Annotated in this window: 18 protein-coding genes; 7 read left to right on the forward strand and 11 right to left on the reverse strand. The window is 65.7% G+C overall.

Annotated elements, in window-relative coordinates; genetic code table 11:
* The first annotated feature begins 40 nt into the window (after positions 1 to 40).
* Positions 41 to 1,300, forward strand: coding sequence for a glycosyltransferase (locus CEX88_RS20685; protein WP_066846175.1), 1,260 nt, complete (start codon positions 41 to 43; stop codon positions 1,298 to 1,300).
* Positions 1,301 to 1,313: 13 nt separating this feature from the next.
* On the opposite strand, the gene CEX88_RS20690 is transcribed toward CEX88_RS20685, so the two are convergent.
* The 7 genes from CEX88_RS20690 to CEX88_RS20720 all read right to left on the reverse strand — a co-directional run bounded on the left by CEX88_RS20690 (position 1,314) and on the right by CEX88_RS20720 (position 11,045).
* Positions 1,314 to 3,662, reverse strand: coding sequence for a glycosyltransferase (locus tag CEX88_RS20690; RefSeq protein WP_238382133.1), 2,349 nt, complete (start codon positions 3,660 to 3,662; stop codon positions 1,314 to 1,316).
* Entirely contained in the window at positions 3,652 to 4,794 is a 1,143-nt protein-coding gene (locus CEX88_RS20695; protein ID WP_231987812.1) for a glycosyltransferase, read from the reverse strand. Before CEX88_RS20695 ends, CEX88_RS20690 begins: the two co-directional genes overlap by 11 nt.
* A gap of 43 nt (positions 4,795 to 4,837) precedes the next feature.
* Positions 4,838 to 5,794, reverse strand: coding sequence for a hypothetical protein (locus tag CEX88_RS20700; RefSeq protein WP_238382134.1), 957 nt, complete (start codon positions 5,792 to 5,794; stop codon positions 4,838 to 4,840).
* Between the two features lie 67 nt (positions 5,795 to 5,861).
* A complete protein-coding gene (locus CEX88_RS20705) occupies positions 5,862 to 7,883 on the reverse strand; it encodes an O-antigen ligase family protein (RefSeq protein WP_126315904.1) in 2,022 nt (673 codons plus the stop codon).
* Positions 7,884 to 7,891: 8 nt separating this feature from the next.
* Positions 7,892 to 8,521, reverse strand: a complete 630-nt coding sequence (locus CEX88_RS20710) for a hypothetical protein (RefSeq protein ID WP_066846182.1) — start codon at positions 8,519 to 8,521, stop codon at positions 7,892 to 7,894.
* A 60-nt stretch (positions 8,522 to 8,581) separates the two neighbouring features.
* Positions 8,582 to 10,162 (reverse strand): lipopolysaccharide biosynthesis protein, encoded by a 1,581-nt coding sequence (locus tag CEX88_RS20715; RefSeq protein WP_094294906.1) that lies wholly within the window; start codon positions 10,160 to 10,162, stop codon positions 8,582 to 8,584.
* A gap of 67 nt (positions 10,163 to 10,229) precedes the next feature.
* Positions 10,230 to 11,045, reverse strand: a complete 816-nt coding sequence (locus tag CEX88_RS20720) for an FkbM family methyltransferase (RefSeq protein ID WP_202931588.1) — start codon at positions 11,043 to 11,045, stop codon at positions 10,230 to 10,232.
* A gap of 146 nt (positions 11,046 to 11,191) precedes the next feature.
* Here CEX88_RS20720 and galE point away from each other — a divergent pair, with 146 nt between their 5' ends.
* The 5 genes from galE to CEX88_RS20745 all read left to right on the forward strand — a co-directional run bounded on the left by galE (position 11,192) and on the right by CEX88_RS20745 (position 19,198).
* Positions 11,192 to 12,190, forward strand: a complete 999-nt coding sequence (galE, locus tag CEX88_RS20725) for a UDP-glucose 4-epimerase GalE (RefSeq protein WP_238382135.1) — start codon at positions 11,192 to 11,194, stop codon at positions 12,188 to 12,190.
* A 245-nt stretch (positions 12,191 to 12,435) separates the two neighbouring features.
* Positions 12,436 to 14,382, forward strand: coding sequence for a hypothetical protein (locus CEX88_RS20730; RefSeq protein ID WP_126315903.1), 1,947 nt, complete (start codon positions 12,436 to 12,438; stop codon positions 14,380 to 14,382).
* Positions 14,383 to 14,478: 96 nt separating this feature from the next.
* The gene (locus tag CEX88_RS20735; protein ID WP_094294908.1) at positions 14,479 to 15,843 is read left to right on the forward strand and encodes a hypothetical protein; all 1,365 of its coding nucleotides are present in this window, start codon (positions 14,479 to 14,481) and stop codon (positions 15,841 to 15,843) included.
* Positions 15,844 to 15,971: 128 nt separating this feature from the next.
* A complete protein-coding gene (gene pta, locus CEX88_RS20740; RefSeq protein WP_094294909.1) occupies positions 15,972 to 18,056 on the forward strand; it encodes a phosphate acetyltransferase in 2,085 nt (694 codons plus the stop codon).
* Entirely contained in the window at positions 18,056 to 19,198 is a 1,143-nt protein-coding gene (locus tag CEX88_RS20745; RefSeq protein ID WP_094294910.1) for an acetate kinase, read from the forward strand. Before pta ends, CEX88_RS20745 begins: the two co-directional genes overlap by 1 nt.
* Here the strand turns inward: CEX88_RS20745 and CEX88_RS20750 are convergent.
* The gene (locus CEX88_RS20750; RefSeq protein WP_094294911.1) at positions 19,133 to 19,579 is read right to left on the reverse strand and encodes an STAS domain-containing protein; all 447 of its coding nucleotides are present in this window, start codon (positions 19,577 to 19,579) and stop codon (positions 19,133 to 19,135) included. The genes CEX88_RS20745 and CEX88_RS20750 overlap by 66 nt on opposite strands.
* Before the next feature lie 364 nt (positions 19,580 to 19,943).
* Here CEX88_RS20750 and CEX88_RS20755 point away from each other — a divergent pair, with 364 nt between their 5' ends.
* Positions 19,944 to 20,309: a group I truncated hemoglobin gene (locus CEX88_RS20755; RefSeq protein WP_094294912.1), complete on the forward strand. Its 366-nt coding sequence runs from the start codon at positions 19,944 to 19,946 to the stop codon at positions 20,307 to 20,309.
* 3 nt (positions 20,310 to 20,312) lie between these two features.
* Here the strand turns inward: CEX88_RS20755 and CEX88_RS20760 are convergent, their stop codons facing one another.
* The 3 genes from CEX88_RS20760 to glnX are packed head-to-tail and all read right to left on the reverse strand — an operon-like array spanning position 20,313 to position 24,852.
* Positions 20,313 to 22,574: a serine/threonine-protein kinase PknG gene (locus CEX88_RS20760; RefSeq protein ID WP_066846207.1), complete on the reverse strand. Its 2,262-nt coding sequence runs from the start codon at positions 22,572 to 22,574 to the stop codon at positions 20,313 to 20,315.
* Positions 22,574 to 23,536 (reverse strand): glutamate ABC transporter substrate-binding protein, encoded by a 963-nt coding sequence (locus CEX88_RS20765; protein ID WP_094294913.1) that lies wholly within the window; start codon positions 23,534 to 23,536, stop codon positions 22,574 to 22,576. The genes CEX88_RS20760 and CEX88_RS20765 overlap by 1 nt, the downstream gene beginning before the upstream one ends.
* Complete coding sequence (glnX, locus tag CEX88_RS20770) at positions 23,533 to 24,852, reverse strand: protein kinase G-activating protein GlnX (protein WP_066846287.1); 1,320 nt, start codon at positions 24,850 to 24,852, stop codon at positions 23,533 to 23,535. The genes CEX88_RS20765 and glnX overlap by 4 nt, the downstream gene beginning before the upstream one ends.
* Positions 24,853 to 24,901 lie beyond the last annotated feature (49 nt).

A 24,901-nucleotide genomic window follows, 5' to 3' on the forward strand; every position in this document is an offset into this window, starting at 1 on the left:
GTCATCATCTGAGTGAATCACTCGAGAGCATCGGAGCGTCATGCCCGCGTCTGTCGCATTGATCAGTCCAGTGAATCCGTATCCCACTGATGCCGGTAAGAAGGTCGTTCTCGCCGGTTTCGTGGATTATCTGACCGACCGGGTCGGCGCGAACAACGTGTTCTACATGATGGTCGGCGGTGAGTGCGACGATCACTTTCCGGCGGTGCTTCGCCGACTGGGAAAGCCGCGTGGCCGCGCGGCGATCGCCACCCTGGTGACGCGGACGCTGACTGGGCGGTCCAGTATGCAGGAGTCCCTCCTGAACACCCCGCGGCTTCGCGATGCCATCCACCGCACTCTGCGGGACATCAAACCTGACCTCGAGATATACGACACGGTCCGGATGGCGCAACACGTACCCGACACGAGCGGCCGTGCGGTCTGCTACCTCGACGACCTGTTCTCAGAGCGGTACCGCGGGATGCTTCAAGCGGCCGCACGGTATCCCGACGTCGAGCTCCAAGCGATCGGCAATTTTGGAGTTCACGTACCCCGGGGGCTGCGCCCTTTAGCCTCGTGGCAGCCCAGCCAGCGCGCGTTGCTTCGCGTGGAACAGCGGCTCGTGCGGCGAAGCGAGGACAGGGTCGCGCGCCGCTTCGACACCACGTTGTTGATCAGCGAGCAGGAGGCGGCGCTGCTCCGCGCTCGCGCAGGCGTCGACGACACCCGCATCCATGGAATACCACCGCTGCTGAGCGACCGCCCATCGCCGGTGCGGAATTACCGGGGTGCTCCGGATTTCGTCTTCCTGGGGCAACTCTCCCTGACGCACAACGACGACGGCCTCAGGCACTTCCTCACCGCGGTATGGCCCCTCGTTCTCAAGCAGCGGCCCGACGCCAAGTTGACCGTCATCGGCCGCGACCCCTTCCCGAATCTGACTGCGTTGGCGGCACAGTATCCGGACAGCGTGACCCTCGAGGGCTATGTGCCGGAGCTGACGAGCATCCTTTCCCGCAGTGCTGCGCTGGTCAGTCCACTTCGATTCGGCTCGGGCGTCAAGCTGAAGATCATCGAGGCGCTCGGCGCGGGGATGCCGGTGGTCTCGACGTCAATCGGCGCCGAGGGTGTGACGGTGGGAGCCGAATACGGTGTCCTGGTGGGTGATTCAGCGCCAGATTTCGCGCAACTCATGCTCGAGGCAACGGATACTCCGTACAACGCCGACCTGTCCGCTGCGGCACGGCAGCACTTCGACAGCACCTACTCCCGCAAGGCGGTCTTCGCTCAATACGACATGGTGTTCGGTCTGCGCTGACGTCGACGAAGCGTCACCGTCGCCGATCTGGCAGCGCCTGCAGGAACCGGGCGGCAACTTCGTCCCAGGATGCGCGTGTCGAAAGCGCTTGCGCTGCTGCGTCTCCCATTCGACGGGCTTCTGCAGGATCGGAGAGCAGTCGGATCAGAGCATCGGCCAGCGCCTCGGGATCCTCCGGCGGTACCAGCAGGCCTGAGACGCCGTCGTCCACCGCGGTCGGGATGTCACCGACGCGCGATGCCACCACCGGCCGGGCGAAGGTGTGCGCCAGATGTGCGACACCGGACTGACTGCTGCGCTTGTAGGGCAACACGACACAGCGGGCCCCGGCGAAATAGGACGCCACGTGGGGGGTGGGGACATAGCCGAGGTCCAGTCGGATCCGCTCGAGGCGTGACACCCGCATGCGCAGCTCGTGTTTGTCGATGTCGGTGTCGGCGGCGCCGGCGATGACGAGCTCTGCCCCGGGCACGGCTTTCAACACCAATGGCCAAGCGTCACAGAGTGTATCGGTTCCCTTGTAGCGGGTGATGGTTCCGAATGCCAGCGCCACCTGCTCGGTGGCGTCGGCAGGAGGGACAGGAGTGGCGAACAGTCCTTCGTCACCGTGCGGTATGACGTGGATAGGAGCACGCACCGGCCACGTCTCTTTCAGCGCCCGCCGAGCGGTCTCGCCCAGCACAACAGCCACGTCCAGGTCGACGTATGCCCGGCTGAGCGCGCTTCGGGTCACCGATGCGGTGTGGTACATCCCCTCCAGTTCTCGGCGCCGCACCAACGGCCGTGGTTCGTGCGATATCAGAGCCAGGACGGCATGCGGAAGTAGACGCCGTACGACCTGAACGCCGAGGCCGTCGAGTGGAAATTGCCAGATCGACCAGACAACCACGTCCGGTCGTTTGACAAGCAGATAACCGAGCAGCACGACCCAGGCGGTAGCGTGTTGACCGGCTCGTACGCCACGGCGGGCCCGGCGCCACCATTCCGGGGCGTTCTCGCCCGCGTTCGGGTGCCACGTGGGCAGGATGCTGCGGACACGGCAGCCGGGCACTCGCGATGCGAATTCCGGTGTAGGCCCGGTGATGACGTCGACGTCCTCGCCGGCGCTCGCGAGGCCTTCGCCGAGCTGTAGGGCGAAATGGAACAGTCCACCAGAAGGCGCGAACTGCACCAGCGCGATGCGCCGCCGGAGCGCGGTGTCGTCGCCCCCCGCGATGACCTGTCCGTACAGGTCCTGCAACCTCGACGCCCACGTCGTTGCGCTGAAGATGGTCTGGTAACGCTGCCGGGCCGCATTCTCGATGCGCTGCAGCCGGGGTCCGCCTTCTTCGATGATCCTCGCCATATCGGTGATCGCCGCGCCCAGAGCCGCCGGTGCGCCGGGTTCCACGAGCACCCCGCAGTCGGGTGCGACGATGTCGGTGATTCCTCCTGCCCTGGTCGCGACGATCGGTCGCGCCGCGGCCAGCGCCGAGATGAGCGCGGTGGGCAAGGCGTCTTCCCGGGACGGGTGCACGACGAAGTCACAGGCACCGATCAAATCACCGATGTCCGAACGGAACCCGAGTATGCGGACCCGCTCGCGAAGCGACGGGTCTGAGTCAACGGTCGCGGTGATCTGTTCGAGTAGCGGGCCGTCACCCGCCAGCGCCACTGTCAGCGGCGGCTCGTCGGGCACCGTGCGCATGGCTTCGAGAAGATCGGAGTGGCCCTTCTCCGGGCGAAGGAGGCTGACGCACACCGCCAGCAAGCCATCGGGCGTCACACCCAGCTCTTCTCGAACGCTCGCCCGGTCCCGGGTCGTATCGGGTTCGTTCACGCCGTTGGGCAGCACGGTGATCGGTACGTGCTCGCCGGCGATCTCGGTGTACCAGCGGCGTTGGGCCTGCGAAAGGGCGATGACGGTCCGTGCCAGCCGCCGGCGAGCGCTCAATGCCGCACGGACTCGCAGCCGCTGTCTGCGCGAGGTGGCCTTGTCGATGACGTGCAGGGTGGAGACCGCGGGGACACCGGCCAATCGCGCCGCAAGTCCGCCCACCACGTCGGCATGTTTGAGGTGGGTATGGACGATGTCGACGCGCTCCGCACGCAGGATCCGTGCCACGCGCAGCGCTGCGAACGCGTCGTAGCGCGGTGAGTGCAGTTCGAAGACGGCCACGCCCTGAGCCCGCAACGGGGGTACGACGCGGTTGTCGACGCCCACCGATGTGTGGACGTCCGATAATCCGATCACGACCATCCGCATCCCAGCGGCCGGCGCGACCCGCGCGAGTTCCACGAGCACCGCTTCCGCGCCGCCGGCGCCAAGCGAGTGGATGACATGGGCGACGGTGATCGCCGTGTCCGCGCGGTCAGGCCTCACGGATCACCTCTGCATACAGTCGGTTCAGGTTCTCGATCCAGCGGGCGAGTGAATACTTCTCATTGATCAGGGCCCTTCCGGCTCTACCGTATTCAGCAGCGCGCACCGGATCGCCGATGGTGCTCACCAACGCCTCGGTGAGCGCGCGGACATCGCGAACCGGAACGAGGCGGCCCGTGACGTCGTCGATGACGATTTCACGGGTGCCACCGGCGTCTGCGGCCACGACCGGCAGCGCGCAGGCCGCGGCCTCCAGTAGCGCGGTGGGCAGCGCTTCCTCGACCGACGCCGAGACCACGCCGTCAACGGTGGCCAGGACGGCGGCGACGTCCTCGCGGCGTCCCAGAAGCGTCACCGAATCCTGGAGGCCGAGTTCGGAAACCGCGCGTTCGATGTCCGGGCGGGCGGGGCCGTCACCGACGATCAGTAGGCGCGCGCCGGGATGAGCGACCGCCACGTCGCCCCAGGCCCTCAGCAGATCGGCGTGGTTCTTGTCGGGGCGCAGCGCCGCGACGCATGCCCAAACGGGCGCATCGGTGTGGTCACCGGAGCGCCCAGCGCTGAAGCGATCGGTGTCCACACCGTTCGGGATCATCCGCCATGTATGCCGCGCCGGACCGTGCAGCCTGGCGTACTCATCGAATGCGTACTGCGACACCAGGATCAGCCGGCCCAGGCGGGCCGGGATCCGTACCGACAGCCGCTCCTTGAGCCACTCTCGTCGGTTGGTGTGTTTCTGCGGGATGAGGTGGAGGGTGGCGACGACGGGTTTGCGCGCCAGAAGACCGGCGAGCGGCACGAGGATTGCCGAGTATCCGAGGTGCGCGTGTACGACGTCGGCCGAGGTCCGCCGCAGGGTGCGCACCAAGCGGATGAAGCCCCCGATGTCGGCCAACTTCTTCACCCCAAGGTAGGTCGGCTCGAGGCCGGCCTCTGCGATGCGACCGAAGAGCGCGGTGCGGGTGCCGACGGGAGGAGCCAGGCTCGCGGCCGAGATCCTCATCGAGGCGGGGGCGTGTGTCCCCAGTTCGGCGACGAGATTCTCGGCACCTCCGAAACTGAAGGAGTCCAACACCATCAACACGTGTATCGGACGTGATGTGGTGCCGTCAGCCCGCAAGGGTTCCGACATCCTCAACCTCCAAGGCTTGATCGACGGGTGAACGAGCGGGGTTTCAGGCCAAGACCTCCAGGTGCTCCCAGGGGACTTCGATCATGCTGTAATCCCACGGCATGCCGAGGTGCCCGTAGGTCTCGCCCGGGTGGTGATGGGCGGCCGCGGGGTCACGTTCGAAGGAGACGCTCAGAGGCGCGCCGCCGTAGTCGACGACGAAAGCGCCGTAGGTCTGCAACGCCTGGGCGACCACTTTTGCTGCGGGCGCGAGTCCGAGGGCGTCGATGTCGACGTCGGGATCGAGACGAAGCCGAGCGCCCTCGGGAATGCAGTCCGGCCCGTCGTAGGTGCCGTCCGTCTTCACCGCCGGCGCCCGGAAAGTCTCGGCGCATACGCTGTTGCTCTGCAGCGCCAGCGCATGCGGGATCACACCGCGGCGCATCTCGTCGACACGGATCACACCCCCGAGCCGGGATGCGCCGGATGCCGTGCTGAAACCGTTCTCGTACGTGCCCCACCCGGAGCCGTCGAGGTCGTTGATCGCTCCGAAACTCGTTGTCCAGTAGTCGCCGTGACGTTGTGCCCGCCAGAATTCGTAGACAAGGCGCCTGTCGTGGTCGATCACGACCATCGCCCCGTCGGACCCGGGTGAGGGAACGGCATCCTCGGGGATCGGCACGCGGCGACCGTCGAACGGGCATGGACCCCAGTCTTTGATCCGGCATGACACGCGAGTGCGCGGGGTGTCGTCGTCCGCGGAGTAGATGGGTATCGCGAACTCGACGAGGTTGGCATACATCACGCCGTCTCTGGATATCCGCGCCACCATCGCTGCGCTGTTCGCGTCGACAGGCGCGTCGGTCGCGACAGGAGTTCGAAATGGGCTGTCTTCGGCGAATGGCTCGCTCGGTGGTTTCGTGCGTGAGGAGTCGGTGACGATGGCCACCGCCAGAACAAGGACCAGACACACACCGACGATGATCGGCAGCGCAGACTTGGGCCGACCCATGGCCTGCATTGGGGAACTCCCATCCGCACCGCTGTTTCAGAGCCAGAATACGCAGGCTGCCGTGGTGCCATCCGGGTCAGTGAGACGGCATCGGAACAGGCGGAGGAACGACCGGGGCCGGACGACGGGCCCGCGGGCGCAAACGCCGATTCAGCAGCGCGAAAGCGCCCAGCCCGACGATCGCCCCCGCCGCCAGCGCCAATGCGCCCGCCAGGGGTGACTGCTCGTTCTTGTCGCGTTGGACGATCGGTCCCACCGGTTGCACCGTGTACAACGATTCGGCGCCGAACCTCTTGAGGTTGGCTTCTGCATCCGTCAGCGCCACTCGGATAGATTCCACGGCGGCGTCGTGGCTGGACGCGGTGACCTCGATCGTGATGATGCCGCGCACGGTGTCGGCGACAGCGGAGGTCTCCGGGCTGTTGGCGGCCATCAAGGCGGCGTAACTCGGCAGCACGACCTCGCGGCTCCGGACGTCGAGCACATAAGCCTTGCCGTACTCGACATCGGTGCCGGGCAGCAGCGTGACGCGCTGACTCGCGGTATGCGTGCGCGTGGTCGACGCCGTGAGGCAGGTGGCTACGACCACCACTGCGAGCAGAACCGCGGCGGTGGCCGCGGTGATGATCCGGCCGCACTCGCGCAGAGGTTCCCGCCATTGGCTCCCCGTCTTCGCCGCCATCGCTGCGGCCAGCGCCAGGAAAATCCCGAACGTACGCAGATACGACAGATGGATGAAGATGCTCGCGACCGACCAGGCGACAATGGCCGCCAACACGGCAGCCGCCAGCGAACGTTCGACGGTTACGGACTGCAGGGCGAGCTGCGCGACCCGAATCGCGATGCACAGGACGACCCCGATGACCAGGACTGCCCACCCGAACAGGCCGACGGCGCCGCTCTCACTTGCCATTTGGGCATACAAGTCGTGCGCTGCGGCAGTGGGGGGATTCGTCACGGCGGTCGGTACGAGCCCCGAATAGCGCTCCACCAGGAGCTGGAACCCGCCGGGCCCGAAACCGAATACCGGGCGGTCGTCGAACATCGCCCAGGCAACCTCGCCGGCGGCCATGCGACTCGCGACCGACGGGTCAATGGAATAGCTCGGCTGTGACCCGTATACATCGAACAACAGGGCGAGCAGTCGGTTGCCGATGCCCGGTAGCAGCAGGACCAGCAGCGCGACGGGCAGCACCTTCACCGCTGCGCGCCGGGCACCGGGACCGCTGAGAACGGTCCACACGGCGAGCGCGACGAAAGTAGCGATGAAGGTTCCGCGCGATTGCGTGAGGTAGATCCCTGCCAGCAGCGCGAGGATCGCTGCAGCCCAACCGATCACCGACCACCGCAGGCCCGCACGTTGGGCGCGCACGATGAGCGCGCCCGCCAGCGGCAGTCCCATGATGAGGTGACGACCCCAGAAGTTCGAGTCGGGCAGCGGACCTCCGTAGCGCAACGTGGTCACCAGTTCCCCGCTCGCTTGTGTGACGGTTGCGAATCCGCCGAAGGGCATGGCTCCGCTGAAGAGGACCTGGTTCAACAGGGTGAGCACGCTGAGCACAGCGAAGGAGATCACCACCGCGGCGGCGACCGTCCACTGGCGCTCGGTCATCTGTATCAACACCATCACCATGACGACGAACGCCAAATCGGCGACTTCGTTCTTCAGCAGGCCGAACGCGCCGGCGACGTCAGCAGCACCGATCGAAGCGAGGAGCCGGGTCGTCAAGAAGACGCCCACGAGGCCGATGAACATCAGCGTCCAGCAGTTCAGACGGCCGCGGGCGACCGGGTCGCGCAGCGCCAATCCGAGAGTGATGAGCCCGATGAGAAGTGAGATGCGGAAAAGCGAGATCGGCCCCCAGGGGCCGATCACGCCACTTAAGTTGGCCACCTCGCACACGGCCATCGCCACCACGGCCCACTGCGGCCGCCGCACGAGGTAGATGGCCGCGGCCACCGCGCAGGGCAGGCCGACGACGAGAAGCACCAGGGCAATCCCGATGACCCACGCGGCGGCTGCCATGACGGCCGCGCCCGCGGCTGCGCCGACGAGGATCTCACTTCGCCCCGCCAACGCGGCGACGTTGTCGGGCACGGCCGGCCTCACCGCGAGGACGGCTCGGATGACATCGGTTCGGTGTGAAGGGTGGACTCTTCAGCGGTGTCGGCGTAGCGAGATCCGGCGGCGTGACGGGCGTATTCCGAGGACTCAAGATTTCTGTTCCCTGCCCGTCGGCCGACAAGCAGTCCCACGCCGGCGCCCAACGCCAATCCTGCGAGACCCGCAGCGCCATAGGCCTGTAGGCCGCCCGGCCCCAAGGCCTGGGCGCTGCCGGCGGGTTGCCTGACCACCTCGAGGCGGAATGGGCCGGCGACAGCGGTCGCGGGCCCGCTCGCATCGCTGAGGACGGAACTGAGCGCTGCCTCGGCGGCATGGGGGGAACCGGCCTCGACGCTGACCTCGATCAGGGTGGTGTCTCGGACTGCGCCGGCGGACGTGGACAGCTCTGACGGCGGCACGTCGGCGGCGGTCGCCGCGGCCTGAAGCCAGTTGCTCTGACCGAACACGATCGCCGCGGACCGCGTCGCCTGCCCGTGGTTGAGCACATCCCAGTACTGTGCGGCCTCGCTGGTGGGAATGTAGGAGGCCGGCAGCATGGCGAGTGTGGCCTGCGCGGAGTATCTCTTCGAATGCCCAAGCAGCACATAGGCAACCAGAAGACCGGCCAGCATCCCGATGACTGTGCACAAGGCTACGATTGACCACCGCCGCCCGGAAAGCGTGTTGACCACTTAGGTGTCCTTCCCCGACTCAGGTGTACTGATCGGAGCAGCCAACTGCGCCGATCGCCGCCGCAGCGAGCGAATGACCGTCATTCCCTGGTCATAAAGCCCGCGTGCGGTCAGCCTCAGCATCAATAGGTAGCAGATTAGCCCGACCGGCACGGCCAGACTCAGTTGAACGGGCGCGGGCCAATTCTCAGTGACGTAGGTGATGCCCACCATCGCGAGTGCCATCACCGCCGCCGCGGGCATCGGACGCAGCGTCGCGGCGATCAGCGGGGTGAACCGAAGCCCGGTCACAGCGCGCACCAGCACCATATTCGCCACCAGCGGAACCAACTCGACCAGCAACAGCACGACGGCGACCATCACGATGCTGTGGCCGGCCGCCCACCAGATCGGCCAGATCAACAGCGCGAGCTTCACTGCGCCGGTCGCTGTCAGGAGTCCAGGACGTCCGATCGCTTTGAAGACATCACCGGCGTGGTAGGACGCCGAGTGGATGAGGGCGTATACCGCCAGGATCGACAACACTGGAGCCGCATCGGCGTAATCCGATCCGTACAGGGTGGCGATCACCGCCGGCGCGGCGGCACCCAGGACGACACAGATCGGTGCCGTCAGCGGCACGACGATCGTCAACACCTGCAGATAGTGCTCGCCGACATGGCGGCGGTCATGCTGGAGCCGGGACAGCGAGCTGAACAGCACCTCGCTGATCACGATGCACAAGCTGAGTACCAGTAATTCGGGGATCCGAAAGGCCAGCGTGTACAAGCCCAGAGCGGTGTCACCGAGTCGCACACCGACAACCGCGTAGTCGACGTTGGCGATGCCGAACGCAAGAAGGGTGACTCCCGTTACGGACAGCCCGTACAGCACCAGCTGTCGCGCCTCGCGCGTGTCGAAGCCGTACTTCAGGGGGGTGCGGGCCACCCACCAGTACAGGCACGTCAGCGCGACGGTTCCTACAAGCTGCCCGTAGACGAGGCTCCACACGCCGAAACCTGTGGCGGCGAGCGCGATCGTCAGAACGGCCTTGACGATCGCGGCGATGAATTCCGGCCAGAGCCTGCGCTTGAAATCGAGCCTTCTTCGTAATAGCGCAGCGGGTAGCACACCGAGTGCGGAGATGGTGACGGCAATGGCAAGAACACGCACCATGTTCGTGAGTTCCGGCTGGTTGAGCGTCGAGGCCGCCAGCGGCGCCGCAACGGCAACTGCTACACCAGCCACCAGGCCGGTCGCGGTGACGAGAGTCAATGCCGTGGGCGCGAACCGTTTCCACGAACCGGGACTCTGCACAAGTGCGGCGCCGACACCGAGGTCTTTGAGGTAGTCGAAGAAATTGATGATGAGGAGCGCGAGTGCGAAAAAACCGAAGTCGGCGGGGTCGAGTAATCGGGCGACGATGACGGTGGTGATGAGAGCGGAACTCTTACTCAGGCCGAAGACCAGGTAGTTCCAGGCGGCTTGCCGCCCCGTCTGCGGCGGTGCTAGCCGCGCTGACTCGGTGGCACCGGCGGGGACGGCTTCACCGCCGACGAGGGGGGATACGGCCTGCGCTGGCCGTGTCTTCCTGAACTTCATAGGACGCCGGCTACCAAATCACCCGGCCTGAGGGACAGCGTCAAAACCTCTTCGGCCAGTTGGCGGTTCAACGGGAGGCAAACAGGTAGTCCCTTGCCCAGGGGCGGGGATCGTCATCCCGCCGACGCACGGTGAATCCCGCATTCACCAGCAACTCGTAGACGGCGTCCTTGGTCCGATACGAGTCGTCGCCGGTCTCGTCCGCAAGAAAGTCGTGGCAGCCTATCGCCGCGTTGTGGATGAGCGGGAGGACTTCCGAGCCGCCCTGCAGCGCAGGCAATTCCGCACCCTCGATATTCATCTTCAGGAAGTCGACTCGATCAAGGTCGTACTTGCGGATCAAGCCCGCGAGCGTGAGCGCGGTGACTTCGATACCGTTCGTACCAATCCTGTTCTCGTAGCCGACTTCACTCGGCAGATCGGTGATCATCACCGGCTTGTCGGAATCCATGACTGCTGCGTGAAGGAGTTCGACGTTGCGTACGTCGTTGATCTGACATGCCCGCTTCAGGGTGGCAAACGTCGCCGGATGTGCTTCCACCCCGATGACCTTTCCCGAGGCGCCGACCCACCGGGAGAATGGCAGTGTCTCGGAACCGATTCCCGCGCCGATGTCGAGCACCACGTCGCCAGGCTTGACCGCGTAGTGTCGAAGAAAGACGTCCTGGGTGAAGACTTCGCTTTGTTCGATGCCCATCCCCTGCGGACGTGGCAGCAATATCACTCCCGCCGGTGTCTGCTTCAGCCATGACCCCGTGGCGGGGTCGTAGCTGAACCGTGCTTGTTCCCCCGCGACCCGCGCCCTTCGGTTGGCCACCATTCCGATCAGCTGCCTGCCGGGGCCCCGATCGAGCGCGCTGTACAGCACGTGTTTGAGCGCCACGGCCGCGACCTTAACATCGCTGGTGACGCGCGGCTGTCCCATCGATGAATCCGCCAGAATGATTGCGGCGGTTCGGAACATTTGATGTGATTCCACGGCGTCGCTGCCGGTGCCCGCCGTAGCCTCGCTCAGTCGGCGTAGAAGTCATGCCATTGCGGCATCCAGCGTTGGAGTATGTGGTGAGAGTTCTCGTCACTGGTGGGGCCGGATATATCGGAGCGCACGTAACTAGGGCCCTCCGGTCCATCGGGCATGACGTCGCTGTCCTTGACGACTTCTCCACCGGGAGTCGTGGTCGTCTGACGCCCGACACTTCGGTCTACGAGGGCTCGTTGCTGGATACCGCGTTCGTCGAGTCGGCGTTGCGCTCTTTTTCCGCTGACGCAGTCGTGCACATCGCCGCCAAGAAGGCGGTGGACGAGTCGGTCGCGAACCCCTTGTTCTACTACCGCCAGAATGTCACCGGCATGCAGAGCGTGCTCGAAGCGATGGTCGGCACGGGGACGGGGCGCATCCTGTTCTCGTCGAGTGCGGCGGTCTACGGAGAACAGGCCGTCAGCCCAGTGACCGAAGCGACGCCGACCAGTCCATCGTCTCCCTACGGCTGGACGAAATTGATTGGTGAACAGTTGCTCTCCGACGTTGCGGCAGCGCACGGGCTCAGCTGGTCGGCTCTGCGTTACTTCAATGTGGCGGGCGCAGCGACACCGGAGCTGGCCGACCGCGGCGAGAACAACCTGATACCGATGGTCTTTCGGGCGATCAGCTCGGGCGTTCATCCGAGCGTCTTCGGTGCCGACTATCCGACGCCGGACGGGTCGTGCGTCCGTGACTACATCCATGTCGAGGATGTCGCAGATGCCCATGCCACGGTGCTGAACCAGATGGCGGTCGGTGATCTGGCCGCCATCTACAACATCGGCACCGGGAAGGGCACGAGCGTCTTCGAAATCATGGCGGCGGTACGTCAGGCCACCGGCGTCGATTTCGAGTGCGACGTGATAGGGCGTCGTCCCGGTGATCCTCCCGATGTCGTCGCCGATCCCGCGAAGATCCAACGCGACTTCGGTTGGCAATCTCGCCACGGCCTCGCCGGCACCGTTCAGAGCGCCTGGGAGGCGTGGGTCGTCAACGACCAGACCTGAGGTCCGGCACATTCCGGCGGGTTTGTGGACGATCGTGCGATTTTCGCAAACATTCGGACCAACCGAAGCGCCAGATCCCACGCGCCTTTTGGGTCGTTAGCGCTACTATCAGTCGACTCAAAGGGTATGCCTCGGGGCCTTTGGTCGAGCTCGTGACGTCACCCGGTTCTGCGTAGGAAGGTACGTGTTTGATACGGCGTATAGCGTCATCGCTCGTCGCAGTCGGGTGCGTGGTTGCCGTCTCGATGACGGGGGTCCCCGGTCTGGCCGTCGGTCAGCCCGCCGACGACGCCCCGCCGCCGGTCACCGCGTTCGGCTGGCAGCAACTCGGAATCAACCCGCAGTTGTCCTTCGTGGGCCACGACATGACGCAGAGAGTCTCCATACCCGTGCCGCAGGGCCTTGTGCCGACCACGCTCTCGGGTTTGATTGGAGCGGTCACCAATATTCCGTCGGGATTCGTCGAAGCTCAGACCCAGGACGGGCGGTACGTGGGTTCGGTGCCGATACCCATCGTCCCGCCCGGTCAGCCCCCGGCGCCGTTCACCTTCGACATCAGTTCAGTTCCGGTGGTGCGCGGCGAGATCCAATTGAACTTGGTGTTGAGGGTTAACGACGACGACGTCTGCGATCCCCTGCCGACCCTGGTCATGAGCGAATTGAGCGCGGCCTTCACAGGTGCCGTGCAGCCCCCCAGGACTATCGAGGAATTCCTTCCGGCCATCGCGCCGGTGATCGACCTGTACGTCGACCCGGTACCCACTGACGCCGAGAAGTCCACGACGCTCACTCTCGTCGCCGCATTGTCCACGTACTACCAACCGGGGGTGGTCGGGGTGAATGTGCGTGCGCTGCCTCGAACCGATGCGGGACCACCGCCGGATCGTGACGTTTCGGTCCGTGCGATCGTCGTCCGTGACGTTGCCCAGCCGGAGCCCGGCGTGCGGCTGGTCACCGATACCGGCGCACCTTTTCTCATCCTGAGCGGACAGGGCGACGGCCTCGTCCAGCAGGTCGGTCTGTTCCGGGATGGACTACAGAAGCTGGCCCAGACCGACACCGTCACAGTCGAATCGACCGAAGGCGCTTCGGGCGAACAAGCAGGATCGACCTCGACGTTCGGGCAGCTTCGTATGGGTGGCAACACGACCGTTCTAGGTGAGTCGTACATCTTCTTGAACATCGCTCCCGCCTTGTCCAGAGCCGGCGAGCCGGGCATCGTCGACGTCCGTCTGTTGGCGAATTACACACCGGTTGACGAGAACGAGAAGGGAACGATGGTCGTCACCGCCGGCGAGCTCGTGCTCGCCACCGCCCGTCTCGACGCGTCTGGGCAAGTGGACAGCCGCTTCTCGATTCCTGCCGATGTCGCCGCCAGGGATCAGGATCTGACCGTGACGGTCAGGTATGAGCCGGGGCCCGGGTGTAATCCGCTCACCCTGCCGATGGAGTTCGAGATCGATCCGATGTCGACTGCGAGAGTTCGGCCGGGCGGCGCGGTGGAGATGGGCGGGTTTGCGGCCCTGCCGCAAGGGTTCGTGCCGAGATTCCAAGTAGCCTTCGACGGCAGCGACCCCGACCAACTCGCCCACGCGGCCAAGATCGTCGGGCTGATCCAGAGGCTCACGTCGACGGCGTTGAAACCCGAAGTGGTCAGCGTCGAGCAGGCCGCAACGAGCGATGAAAGCGCTCTGATCATCGCCGGCGCACAAGCAGTCGAGGAGAACAACCTCGATCCGCCGATAGCGCCGCGAGGCGGCATGTCGGAGGTTGACCTGCCTTCTTCGACCGTCATCGACATCTCTACCGGCCTAGCGGCGCTTCAGAGTTATGCGCAGAACAACCGGACGATCGTTCTACTGACCACCTCGGGGCCGTGGAGTCTCGCGATCCCTTTGCTCGACTACCTAGCGGGTTTCTCCAAAGGCTGGCGGGACCTGGATGGTGACGTGCTGGTCGTTGGCCAGGGACAGGTCCCCCAGCAGCTGACCGTGCGGGCCGACGGGCCGGTGATGGCAGGCTCGCCTGGCATCAACGCGGATGCGGTCGAGCAGCAATCGGACACGCGCGGATGGTACGAGTGGACACTGCTCGGGGCAGGCGTGCTTGTGATCCTCGCCCTTATCGGCGGCACAATCGTGTTGCTGAGGAAGCGATCTCGCCCCACCGCAAGCGTCGGCCCTCAGTCCTGACCGCCGAACCTTGGGTGGTCACGCCGTGACGATCGGCGGTACGCGAGGGCTGATCCTGATACCTTGTCGACGAATTATGTAAAGCGGGGGCTGCCGATGCGCCGGACAATTCAGATCGAATTCAACGAGTTGAGTCCGACGCTGATCGACGAGTTCATCGGTGCTGGGGAGCTGCCCAACTTTCGGCGGCTGCATGAATCGTCGGCGGTCTTCGTCACCGACGCCTCCGACGAGAACAACCTCGAACCCTGGGTTCAGTGGCCGACGTTGCACACCGGCATCGCCGACCGTGACCACGGTATCCAGCAACTCGGTGAGGCGAAGCGGGTCATCGGCCGAGGCGTTGCCCGCGAGTTGGCCGATGCCGGGTTCAAGGTCGGCGTTTTCGGCTCGATGAACTTGGACTACGGGCCCTTGGACGGCTTCGTCGTTCCAGACCCGTGGAATCCGAGCGCCACCCCGCATCCCGCCGGCCTCGGTGCGTTCACGAAGTTCGTCGTTTCGGCCGTCCAAGAGAACTCCGCGAACACACTGGACAAACAGGCCGCCGTCCCATTCCTCGCCTACATCGCCACCCACGGCTTGGCGCCGGCTACCGCCGCGTTGGCGGCGCGACAGCTCATCAGCGAGCGGCGGGACCCGGGACTGAAGTGGCGCCGATCCATTGTGCTGGACGCGATTTCGTACGACGTCTTCCGGAAACTGGTGCGCCGCCACGACGTCGCCTTTGCCACCTTCTTCTCCAACTCGACCGCCCACTTCCAGCACTACTTCTGGCGTAATTTCCGTCCCGAGAGTTTCTCGGCGCCGCCCCCGCCTGAAGACCATCCGTCGCTGACGGAGGCGGTGCTCACCGGTTACCGCAACTATGACCGTCTCATCGGACGCTTCATGGCCGACTTCCCCGACGACCGGCTCGTGTTCGCAACCGGTTTGAGCCAACAGCCCTGGGACACGACGAAGTGCACCTACCGGCCAAGGGATTTCGACCGGCTGTTGGACCTGTTGGAACTCGACCGGAACCGGACCTCGGTCGCGCCGGTCATGGCCGAGGAGTTCTTGCTGTCGTTCTCGGACGAGGCATCGGCTGGAGAAGCTTTGACACGGCTGAAGGGCTCGTTGGTGGGGGACCAACCGCTGTTTCGATTCGAGCACGCCGAGCCGTTGCGAATCAAAGTGGGTTGCGCGGTCAACAAATGGTCGCCGAGTGTCGGGACAGTGACCCTGCCAAATGGAAGGCAGGCACCGTTCGAAGAGCTCTTCAGTCGCATCCATACGATCCGCAGCGGCCGCCATCATCCCGACGGCTGCTTCTGGGTGAAATGCTCCACACCGCGCAAATGGGGGGAGAAGATACCGCTCACGTCGGTGGCACCCACCATCCTTCGGCTGTTCGGAGTCGATCCTCCCTCCTATATGAAGGACCCAGCGGTCGAGTTCCTCGCCGTGCAAAAAGATTGACGTGGTCGTAGCGCCGTCGATCACAGCTCAACGGCGGTTCTGTGGCCAGGTAGCTCGAAACGCCGCCTCGCCGGCCGTACGCTAACGTCGCGTCAGCAGTTCCACCGTGAAAAGCAGCAAGGCAGCGAGTGAACAATCCACCGAAGCGTCGGCCGGTCTCCGCCGTCTACGTCGCATCCCCGGAAGGCGACACCGGTAAATCCACGATCGCGCTGGGCATCCTGCACCGGTTGACCGCCACGGTGGCCAAGGTCGGTGTCTTCCGCCCGATCACGCGGCTCGGCGAGGACAGTGACTACATCCTCGAACTGCTGCTGTCCCACACCACGGCGGGCTTGGCCTACGACGACTGCGTGGGTGTCGGCTACGAGCAGCTGCACGAGGACCCCGACGGCGCGTTGGCCGAGATCGTCGACCGGTACCACCGGGTGGCCGACCAGTGCGATGCGGTCCTGATCGTCGGCAGCGACTACACCGACGTCGCCACGCCCAGCGAGTTGTCGACCAACGCACGCATCGCGGCCAACCTCGGCGCTCCGGTTGTGCTGGCGGTCAAGGCCAAAGATCGCAGCCCCGACGCCGTCGCGAACATCGTCGATATCTGCCTCGACGAGATCACCGCCCAGCATGCGCACACCGCGGCGGTCGTCGCCAACCGCTGTGACCCCGCACAACTGACCGCGGTGCTCGACGCTTTGAAGGATTTCGATCCCGAGTGCTACGCGCTGCCGGAGGAACCGCTGCTGGTCGCCCCGTCGGTCGCCGAACTGCAGCAGGCCGTCGAGGGTGAATTGATCAGTGGCGATCCGGCGCTGCTGTCGCGTGAGGCGATGGATCTGATGGTCGCCGGGATGACGGCCGAACGCGTCCTGGAGCGGCTGAGCGAGGGCGTGGCGGTGATCGCGGCCGGCGACCGATCCGACGTCGTGCTCGCGCTCGCCAGTGCCCATGCCGCCGAAGGCTTCCCGTCGTTGTCCTGCATCATCCTCAATGGCGGGCTGGAACTACATCCCTCGATCTCGGCCCTCGTGTCGGGGCTGGGGCTACGGCTGCCGATCATCGCCACCGAATTCCGGACGTTCGAGACCGCCAGTCGGGTGGCCTCCGCACGCGGCAGGGTGACGGCGACCTCCATGCGCAAGATCGACACCGCCATCGCGTTGATGGAAACCCACGTCGACATCGCGGACATGCTGGATCGGTTGGCCATCCCGATTCCGCAGGTGGTCACCCCCCAGATGTTCACCTACAAGCTGTTGGAGTGGGCCCGGTCGGACCGTAAGCACATCGTGTTGCCGGAGGGCGACGACGACCGCATCCTGACCGCGGCCGGTCGGCTGCTGCACCGCGGCGTCGCCGAGCTGACAATCCTGGGCGAAGAATCTCAGATACGGGCGCGCGCAGCGGAATTGGGTATCGATATCTCCGCCGCCGTCGTTCTCGACCCGCAGATCAGCGACCTGTGCGACAAGTTCGCCGAACAGTACGCCGAAATGCGCAAGCACAAGGGCGTCACGGTGGAGCAGGCGCGCGAAATCATCCATGACGTTTCCTATTTCGGCACCATGCTGGTGCACAACGACATGGTCGACGGCATGGTCTCCGGTGCCCGCCACACCACCGCCCACACGGTGCGACCCGCCTTCGAGATCATCAGGACGCTGCCCGACGTGTCGACGGTTTCCAGTATCTTCTTGATGTGCCTTGCCGACCGGGTGCTGGCGTACGGTGACTGCGCGATCGTGCCGGATCCGACCGCCGAGCAGCTGGCCGACATCGCGATCTCGTCGGCCCGCACCGCGGCCAGCTTCGACATCGAGCCGCGAGTCGCGATGCTGTCCTACTCGACGGGTACCAGCGGATCCGGCGCGGACGTCGAAAAGGTCCGGGAGGCAACCGAACTGGTCATGCAGCGGGAACCGGACCTGCTGGTCGACGGTCCCATCCAGTACGACGCTGCCGTCGACGCCTCGGTGGCCAAGTCCAAGATGCCCGACTCGAAGGTGGCAGGCCGGGCCACGGTGCTGATCTTCCCCGACCTCAACACCGGGAACAACACGTACAAAGCGGTCCAACGCAGCGCTGGCGCAATCGCGATCGGGCCGGTGCTGCAAGGGTTGAAGAAACCCGTCAACGACCTCTCGCGCGGGGCGTTGGTGGAGGACATTGTCAACACCGTGGCGATCACCGCGATCCAGGCGCAGACGCTCTGATGGCGCGCAGCGTACTGGTGCTCAACTCGGGCTCGTCGTCACTCAAATACGCTGTCATTGAACCGGATTCGGAGACGATGGTGATCGACGGCATCGTCGAGCGCATCGGTGAGGGACAGGTACGCGACCATGCCGAGGCGCTGCAGACGGCGTTCGGCCAGATGGCCGAGGCGGGCCGGGGCCTCGACGCCCTCGACCTCGTCGCCGTCGGGCACCGCGTGGTCCACGGCGGCCCCGACCTTTATGAGCCGACACTGATCGACGACGCTCTCGTCGCCAGGATCGAGGAACTGTCTCCTCTTGCCCCGCTGCACAATCCGCCGTCTCTGCTGGGAATCAAGGAGGCACGCAAGGCGCTGCCCGATCTGCCGCATGTGGCGGTCTTCGACACCGCCTTCTTCCACGACCTACCGGCCGCGGCGGCGACGTACGCGATCGACCGCGACGTCGCTGAGCAGTGGCATATCCGTCGCTACGGTTTCCACGGCACCTCGCACCAGTACGTCAGCGAGCAGGCCGCGGCCTTTCTGGGTGTGCCGTTGGACTCGGTGCGCCAGATCGTGCTGCACCTGGGCAACGGCGCTTCGGCCTCTGCCATCGTCGGGGGCCGACCGGTGGACACCTCGATGGGGCTGACCCCGATGGAGGGCCTGGTGATGGGGACCCGGTCCGGCGACATCGACCCCGGTCTGATGTTCTACCTGTGGCGAACGGCGGACATGAAGGTCGAGGACATCGAGGAGATGCTCAACCGTCGGTCCGGGGTGCGTGGGCTCGGCGGCGAGGTCGACTTCCGGGTCCTGCACCAGCGCATCGAATCAGGGGACTCCTCTGCGCAACTGGCGTACGACGTATACATCCACCGGCTGCGCAAGTACATCGGCGCCTATCTTGCGCTACTGGGCGGCGCGGACGTCATCACCTTCACTGCCGGAGTGGGGGAGAACGACGCGGCGGTGCGGCGCGACGCGTTGAGTGGCATGGCGCCGTTGGGCATAGAACTCGACGAGGTGCTCAACGCCAAAGCCGACAAGAAAGCCCGGCGGATATCGGCCGATCGGTCCCCGACGGCGGTGCTAGTTGTTCCCACTGATGAGGAGCTCGCGATCGCCCGCGCTTGCACGAACCTCGTCGAGCACTGAGCGCGGCTTCTCGAGCGGCAGTTCCTGGGCGGAATCGCAGATGGCCAGCAGCCGGCGGACCTGCCTGCCGCAGCGCACCTGCCAGTCGATTCCGTTCCGGGAGCAGATCACGTTGATGTAGTGCAGCGCGGCGAAGCCTGCGCTGCCGAAGAAGTCGACGAGCCGCAGGTCGATCACGAGACGCCGGGTGCCGGCGACCTGACCTTCGACGTAGGTGGCCAGCGCTCTGCTGTTGGTCGCATCGATCTCGCCTTCGACCGTCACGAGCACCGTCGAGCCGTGTCTGTGCGACGCGGTGAAGCTGGCGCGATGGTGGTGTTCGCACTGATCGAAGGACCGAGGGTCGGGACGGAACACCCGGCAGGTTCCTACAGCGGACACGGTGCACTCCTGTTGTCGAGATGCAAATGAAACCGCGGAGGCCGTCAGCGACGCCTGACAGCTGCTTAGCCGCAAACGGCGAATGATCCCCGATGGCCTCTGCAGTTTGGCTGTGACCTCAACCTGTGATGCAGATTACTACGAAATCCGCGGCGTGACCATTGAGTGTTACGACATGGGCAAATCCCGTAAAGTCGGCGTGCTGTCCCCAACGGTTTGCTGTAAGCGCCACTGAATCCGTAGTTCTCACACGGCTCGGGGTAGTACCGGTGAGATTGAATTTGCCCCGCTGGCAACGCGTCGAAATCCGCACGCAACCGCCGTCGGCTGGAATGTGTCGATCCGGTGCGACGAAGGGGCACACATGCCGAGTATCTACGAGCAGATTGGCGGCCACGAGGCCCTCGAAGGCGTGGTCGAGGACTTCTACATCCGCGTGCTGGCCGACGACCAGCTGTCCGGATTCTTCACCGGAACCAACATGGCGCGGCTCAAGGGCCGGCAGGTCGAGTTCTTCGCCGCCGCGCTGGGCGGGCCCGAGCCCTATACCGGCGCGCCGATGCGCCAGGTCCACCAGGGCCGCGGAATCACGGTCCACCATTTCAACCTTGTCGCGGGACATCTGGCCGCGAGCCTGGCCGCGGCCGGGGTGCCGTCGGAGACGGCCGGGCAGATTCTCGAAGCCATCGCCCCGCTGAGCGGCGAGATCGCGACCGCCAGCGTCGCCTGACCGTCAGAACGTGCTGGTCGGACGGACGCTGTTGGCCAGATCCACGAGCGCGTAGCGGTGCGCCTGGGTGGGGGCCACCCGCGCAAGAGCGCGCAGCGAGGCCTCCACGCCCAACTGCAATCCGTGTTCGGTGAACGGGAACCCGAGGATGTGATTGGTGCTGGCGGTGTTGTCGGCCAGCCAGTCCATCGCGGTGCCCAGCACCAGCGCGCGGATCTGCAGCACCCGCGGCTCGGTGTCGGGCAGCGCCTCGACGCGCCGTGCGGCATCCCGGATCTGCTGTTCGGTGATCTCGCTCGACGAGCGACCGGACAGCAATGTGACTGCGCTGGTCAACCGGGCCGTCGTGAAGTGCCGCGACATCGCGGGCACCTTGTCCAGGGTCTTCACCGCGTCATCGCGCTCGCCGGCGGCCGACTGCGCGCGGGCCAGCCCGAATCCCGCCGAGATCACCCCGTTGTCGGTCGACCACACGGTGTTGTAGAACTTGCCCGCGTCGGGGGTGCCTGCCAACTCGGCGGTGGCGGCCAAGGCCAATTTGGGTGCCAGCTCGCCGGGCATCGTGTCGAGCACCTCGGTGAAATGCTTTGTCGCCGAGTCGTAACCGGCGGTCAGCAGTTCGGACACGGCCTTGAACCAGACGAGCCGCCATGGCCAGCCCACCCGCTCGGTGAGGTCGTCGAGCTTGCGCGTGGCCTTGGCCACGTCGCCGAGGTCGAGCAGCGCGCGCACTTCCATCAGCGGCAGTTCGACCGAGTCCGACAGGTCGATGCCTTCGGAGTCCAGCGCCCCGTGCCTGGCCGCGCGCAGCTGGTCGAGGGCCTGTACGGGCTGGCTCACCACGCTGGCCGACAGCACAGGCGCACCGACGTCGGTCGGGTCGACCAGGGGTACGGGGAGAGCCCTGACGATCTCCTGGGCGGTAAGCCGTTCCGAGTGCACCTGCCCGTCGAGGTAGACGTCGGTGTGGGCGACCAGAAGATCGATGCCGAACGTCGACCGCGTGGGCGAAAACACCGTGGACAGACCGGGTTTGGGGGACCCGGTGTCCTTCGCCACGACTTCGCGCAGCACGCCGAGCAGCTGTCCGGACATCTCGTCGGCGCTGCCGAACCGCCGCCGAGGGTCCGGATCGATCGCCCGGCGCAGCGCCCGGCCGAACGAGTCGTACTCGGCCAGGACCGGATCGTCCTCGGGCAACCCGTCGACGTAGCGGCCCCTGCGCGTGCGCAAATTCAGCGTCAGCGCCGCGAGCGTGCGCCCGACGGTGTAGATGTCGGTGGCCACCGTCGGCCCCGTCCGCACGATCTCGGGAGCCTGGTATCCCGGGGTTCCGTAGAGATAGCCGAAGGAGTTGATGGTCGACACCGCACCGAGGTCGATCAGCTTGAGCTGTTCCTCGGTGATCATGATGTTCTCGGGCTTGAGGTCGTTGTAGGTCAGGCCGAGCGAGTGCAGATAACCAAGCGCAGGCAGGATTTCGAGCATGTACCCGATGGCCTGGGCCACCGGCAGCTTCTCACCCTTGGCCTGTTTGAGCGACGTGCCGCCGACGTACTCCATCACGATGTAACCGACGGGGTTGCCGTGCTGGTCGGCATGCTCGACGAAGTTGTAGATCTTCACGATCCCGGGATGGGTGACCTCGGCCAGGAACTGGCGCTCGGCCATCGCGATCTTCTGCGCCTCGGCGTCACCGGAATGCACCAGACCCTTGAGCACGACCGGCCGTTCGTTGACGTTGTGGTCGAAAGCCAGATAGACCCAGCCAAGGCCGCCGTGCGCGATACAGCCCTTGATCTCGTACTGGTCGGCGACCATGTCACCCGGATTCAGTTGCGGCAGAAACGAATACGGGCTGCCGCAGTGCGGGCACCAGCCTTCCGACCGGGCGGGCTTGCCATCGCTGGAACGGCCGACGGGGCGCCCGCAGTTCCAACAGAACCGCTTGTTCTCCGCGACCACCGGGTTGGTCATCAGCGCGTCTAGCGGGTCCTTGGCCCGCACCCGCGGGATCTCGACCAGCCCACCGCCCAGGCGGCGCGTCCGCGACAACGCCCGCGTCGTGGTGGTGGTCTGCTCCTGCGGCTCGGTGTCCCCGGTGCCCACCGACTCGCCGTCGTCGTCGTCGAGGTGGGGCCGGAACACCGCCTCGGTCGCCATCGGGCGGATGGTCGAGGCGGAATCCATGCTCATGTCGTCGAAGCTCGCCGGCTGAGTGCCCGGGCTCTCTTCGTCGTAGTCGTCCAGCTGGGTTTCGGACATCAGTCGTAATACCTCGCGACCGGAGGAGCCGGCGCAGGCCCGAGCACCGTCAACCATTTGCGGTACAACGTGTTCCAGGTGCCGTCGCGGCGGATCCGCTCAAGCGTGCCGTTGACGTACCGGATCAGGCCGGTGTTCTGCCGGTTGACCCCGATGCCGTAGGGCTCCTCGTTGAGGCTCGGTCCGACGATGTGCAGGTACGGATCCTGTGACACCAGACCGGCGAGGATTGAGTCGTCGGTGCTGACGGCGTCGACCTGCCGCTGCTGCAACGCCACCAGGCAGTCGGCCCACGCGACCACCCCGACGATGATCGGCGGCGGCGTGATCTGGCGGATCCGCTCCAGCGATGTCGTGCCCTTCGCGACGCAGACGCGGCGTCCCGAAAGGTCCGACGCCTGCCGGATCGTCGAGTCGCGCGGCGCCAGGATGCGTTGATTGGCGGTCAGATACGTCGTCGAGAACCCGATCATCTTCTTGCGTTCGCACGTGATGGTCATGGTCTTGACGACGACGTCGACCTGATTGTTCTGCAACGCCGCGATGCGGTCCGCCGACGATAGGATGCGGTACTCCACCTGCGACGGGGTTCCGAAGATGTCGCGGGCGATCTCACCGGCGATGTCGACGTCGAACCCGGTGATCTGCCCGGTGATCGGGTCCCGGAACGAGAACAGGTTGCTGCCGATGTCCAGGCCGACGATCAGCCGTCCCCGTGCGCGGATGTTCGCGACGGCCTCCTCGGCCTCGGCCCGGTTGCTGAACGGGCGAAGGCTCGCCGTGCGCTCACAGTCCTCGGTGTCGTCGCGTGGCGGGTGCACCGGTTGCGGCGGCAGCTCCTCCATACCCGCCGGCGTGGGCGGCCCAAGCGTCACACCGGGTGTGGAGGTCACCGACGCCGCCTGCCCGCAGCCGGTGAGCACCAGCGCGGCGGCGACGAGGATGGCGAAGAACTTCTTCACCTGTACTCACTCAGCCTCGGCCACAACCCCAGCGCCACCGCGACCGCCGCGACGACGCTGAGCACAGCGGCGCCGACGGTCGCACCCGATAGCACCCGGTGTGCGTTGATGATGTCGTCGCGGAGTTGCTTACGGCTCTCTTCGATGCCCTGGCTCAACGCCTCGTCGAGCTTGTTGAACGCCGGCGTCGAGTCGTCTGCCCCGGTGCCGAGCGCCACCTGTGTGGCGGCCTGATAGTTGCCGACGCTGATGTAGGCGTTGATGCGATCGTCGGCGGCGCGCCAGCGCTTCAGCAGCTGCTCGGCCTCGCCGAGGTCGGTCTTGTCGATGGCGTCCTCGCGGGCCAGGTAATCGGCAAGCTGCTGCTGCATCATGTCGATGCGCTGGTAGTACGACTGTTTGCGCACCGTCTCGTCGCCGCGCCGGATCAACGACAGTGTCTCGTCGGCGCGGGCCTGCTGCGCGGTGATCGCCAGGTTTGTCACCGTCTTCAACGACTCGGCGGCCGTGTCCTTGGCGCTGCGACTGTCCGAGGTCGAGATGACCAGGGCCGTGCCCACCCAGATCAGCATGGTCAGAACCGCGAGACCGCCCGCGACGAAGCCGATGTTGATCCGCCTGCGCGTGCGCCTGGCCAGCCAACGGTTGGCGAACACCCCGAACAGCAGGGTCGCCAGGACCACCAGGATGACCGGGCCGGGGATGCGGGTGGACGCGCTGGTCTCGGCGTCCACTCGCTGTGAGGTCTCCTCGTAGAGCCGTTGGGCCCCGGGCAGGATCTGCGTCTGCATCAACGCCGACGCTTCCGACAGGTACGAAGAACCCACCGGGTTGCCCGAACGGTTGTTGGTGCGGGCGGTCTCGACCAAGCCCGTGTACACCGACAACTCCGCGTTAAGGCGGCCGAGCAACTGCACCAGATCCTCGTCAGTGAGCCCGCTCGACGCCCGAGTCACGGCCACCGACGCGTCCGTGATCGCCTGCTCGTACCGTTGCCGGACGTCGCGCGGTTCCGCTCCGGCGATGAAGGCGGTGGCCGCCGCGGCGTCGGCCACCGAAAGCGTCGTGTAGAGCTGCCCGGCGGCGAAGGACAGCGGCTCGGTGTGGTTGAGCACGGTCATCAGCGCCTGCTGCCGGTCGTTGATCGTCGTCGAGGTGGCGAACGCGCTGGCGATGACGAGCGCGGACAGCACGACCCCGATGGTCAGGATGCGGCCGGGCGTGGTCCACAGGAACCACCAGCGTTGTTGTGCGGGCGTCGACGGCGACCGCGACGCGAGCGGCTCCGTCGACGGGTGCGCCAACTCCACAGTCACGTGCGCGCGGACCTCATTAGCATCGCTTTCCAGCTCGTCGTTTTCGACC

The sequence above is a fragment of the Mycobacterium neumannii genome, from assembly GCF_002245615.1.
Classification (GTDB): domain Bacteria; phylum Actinomycetota; class Actinomycetes; order Mycobacteriales; family Mycobacteriaceae; genus Mycobacterium; species Mycobacterium neumannii_A.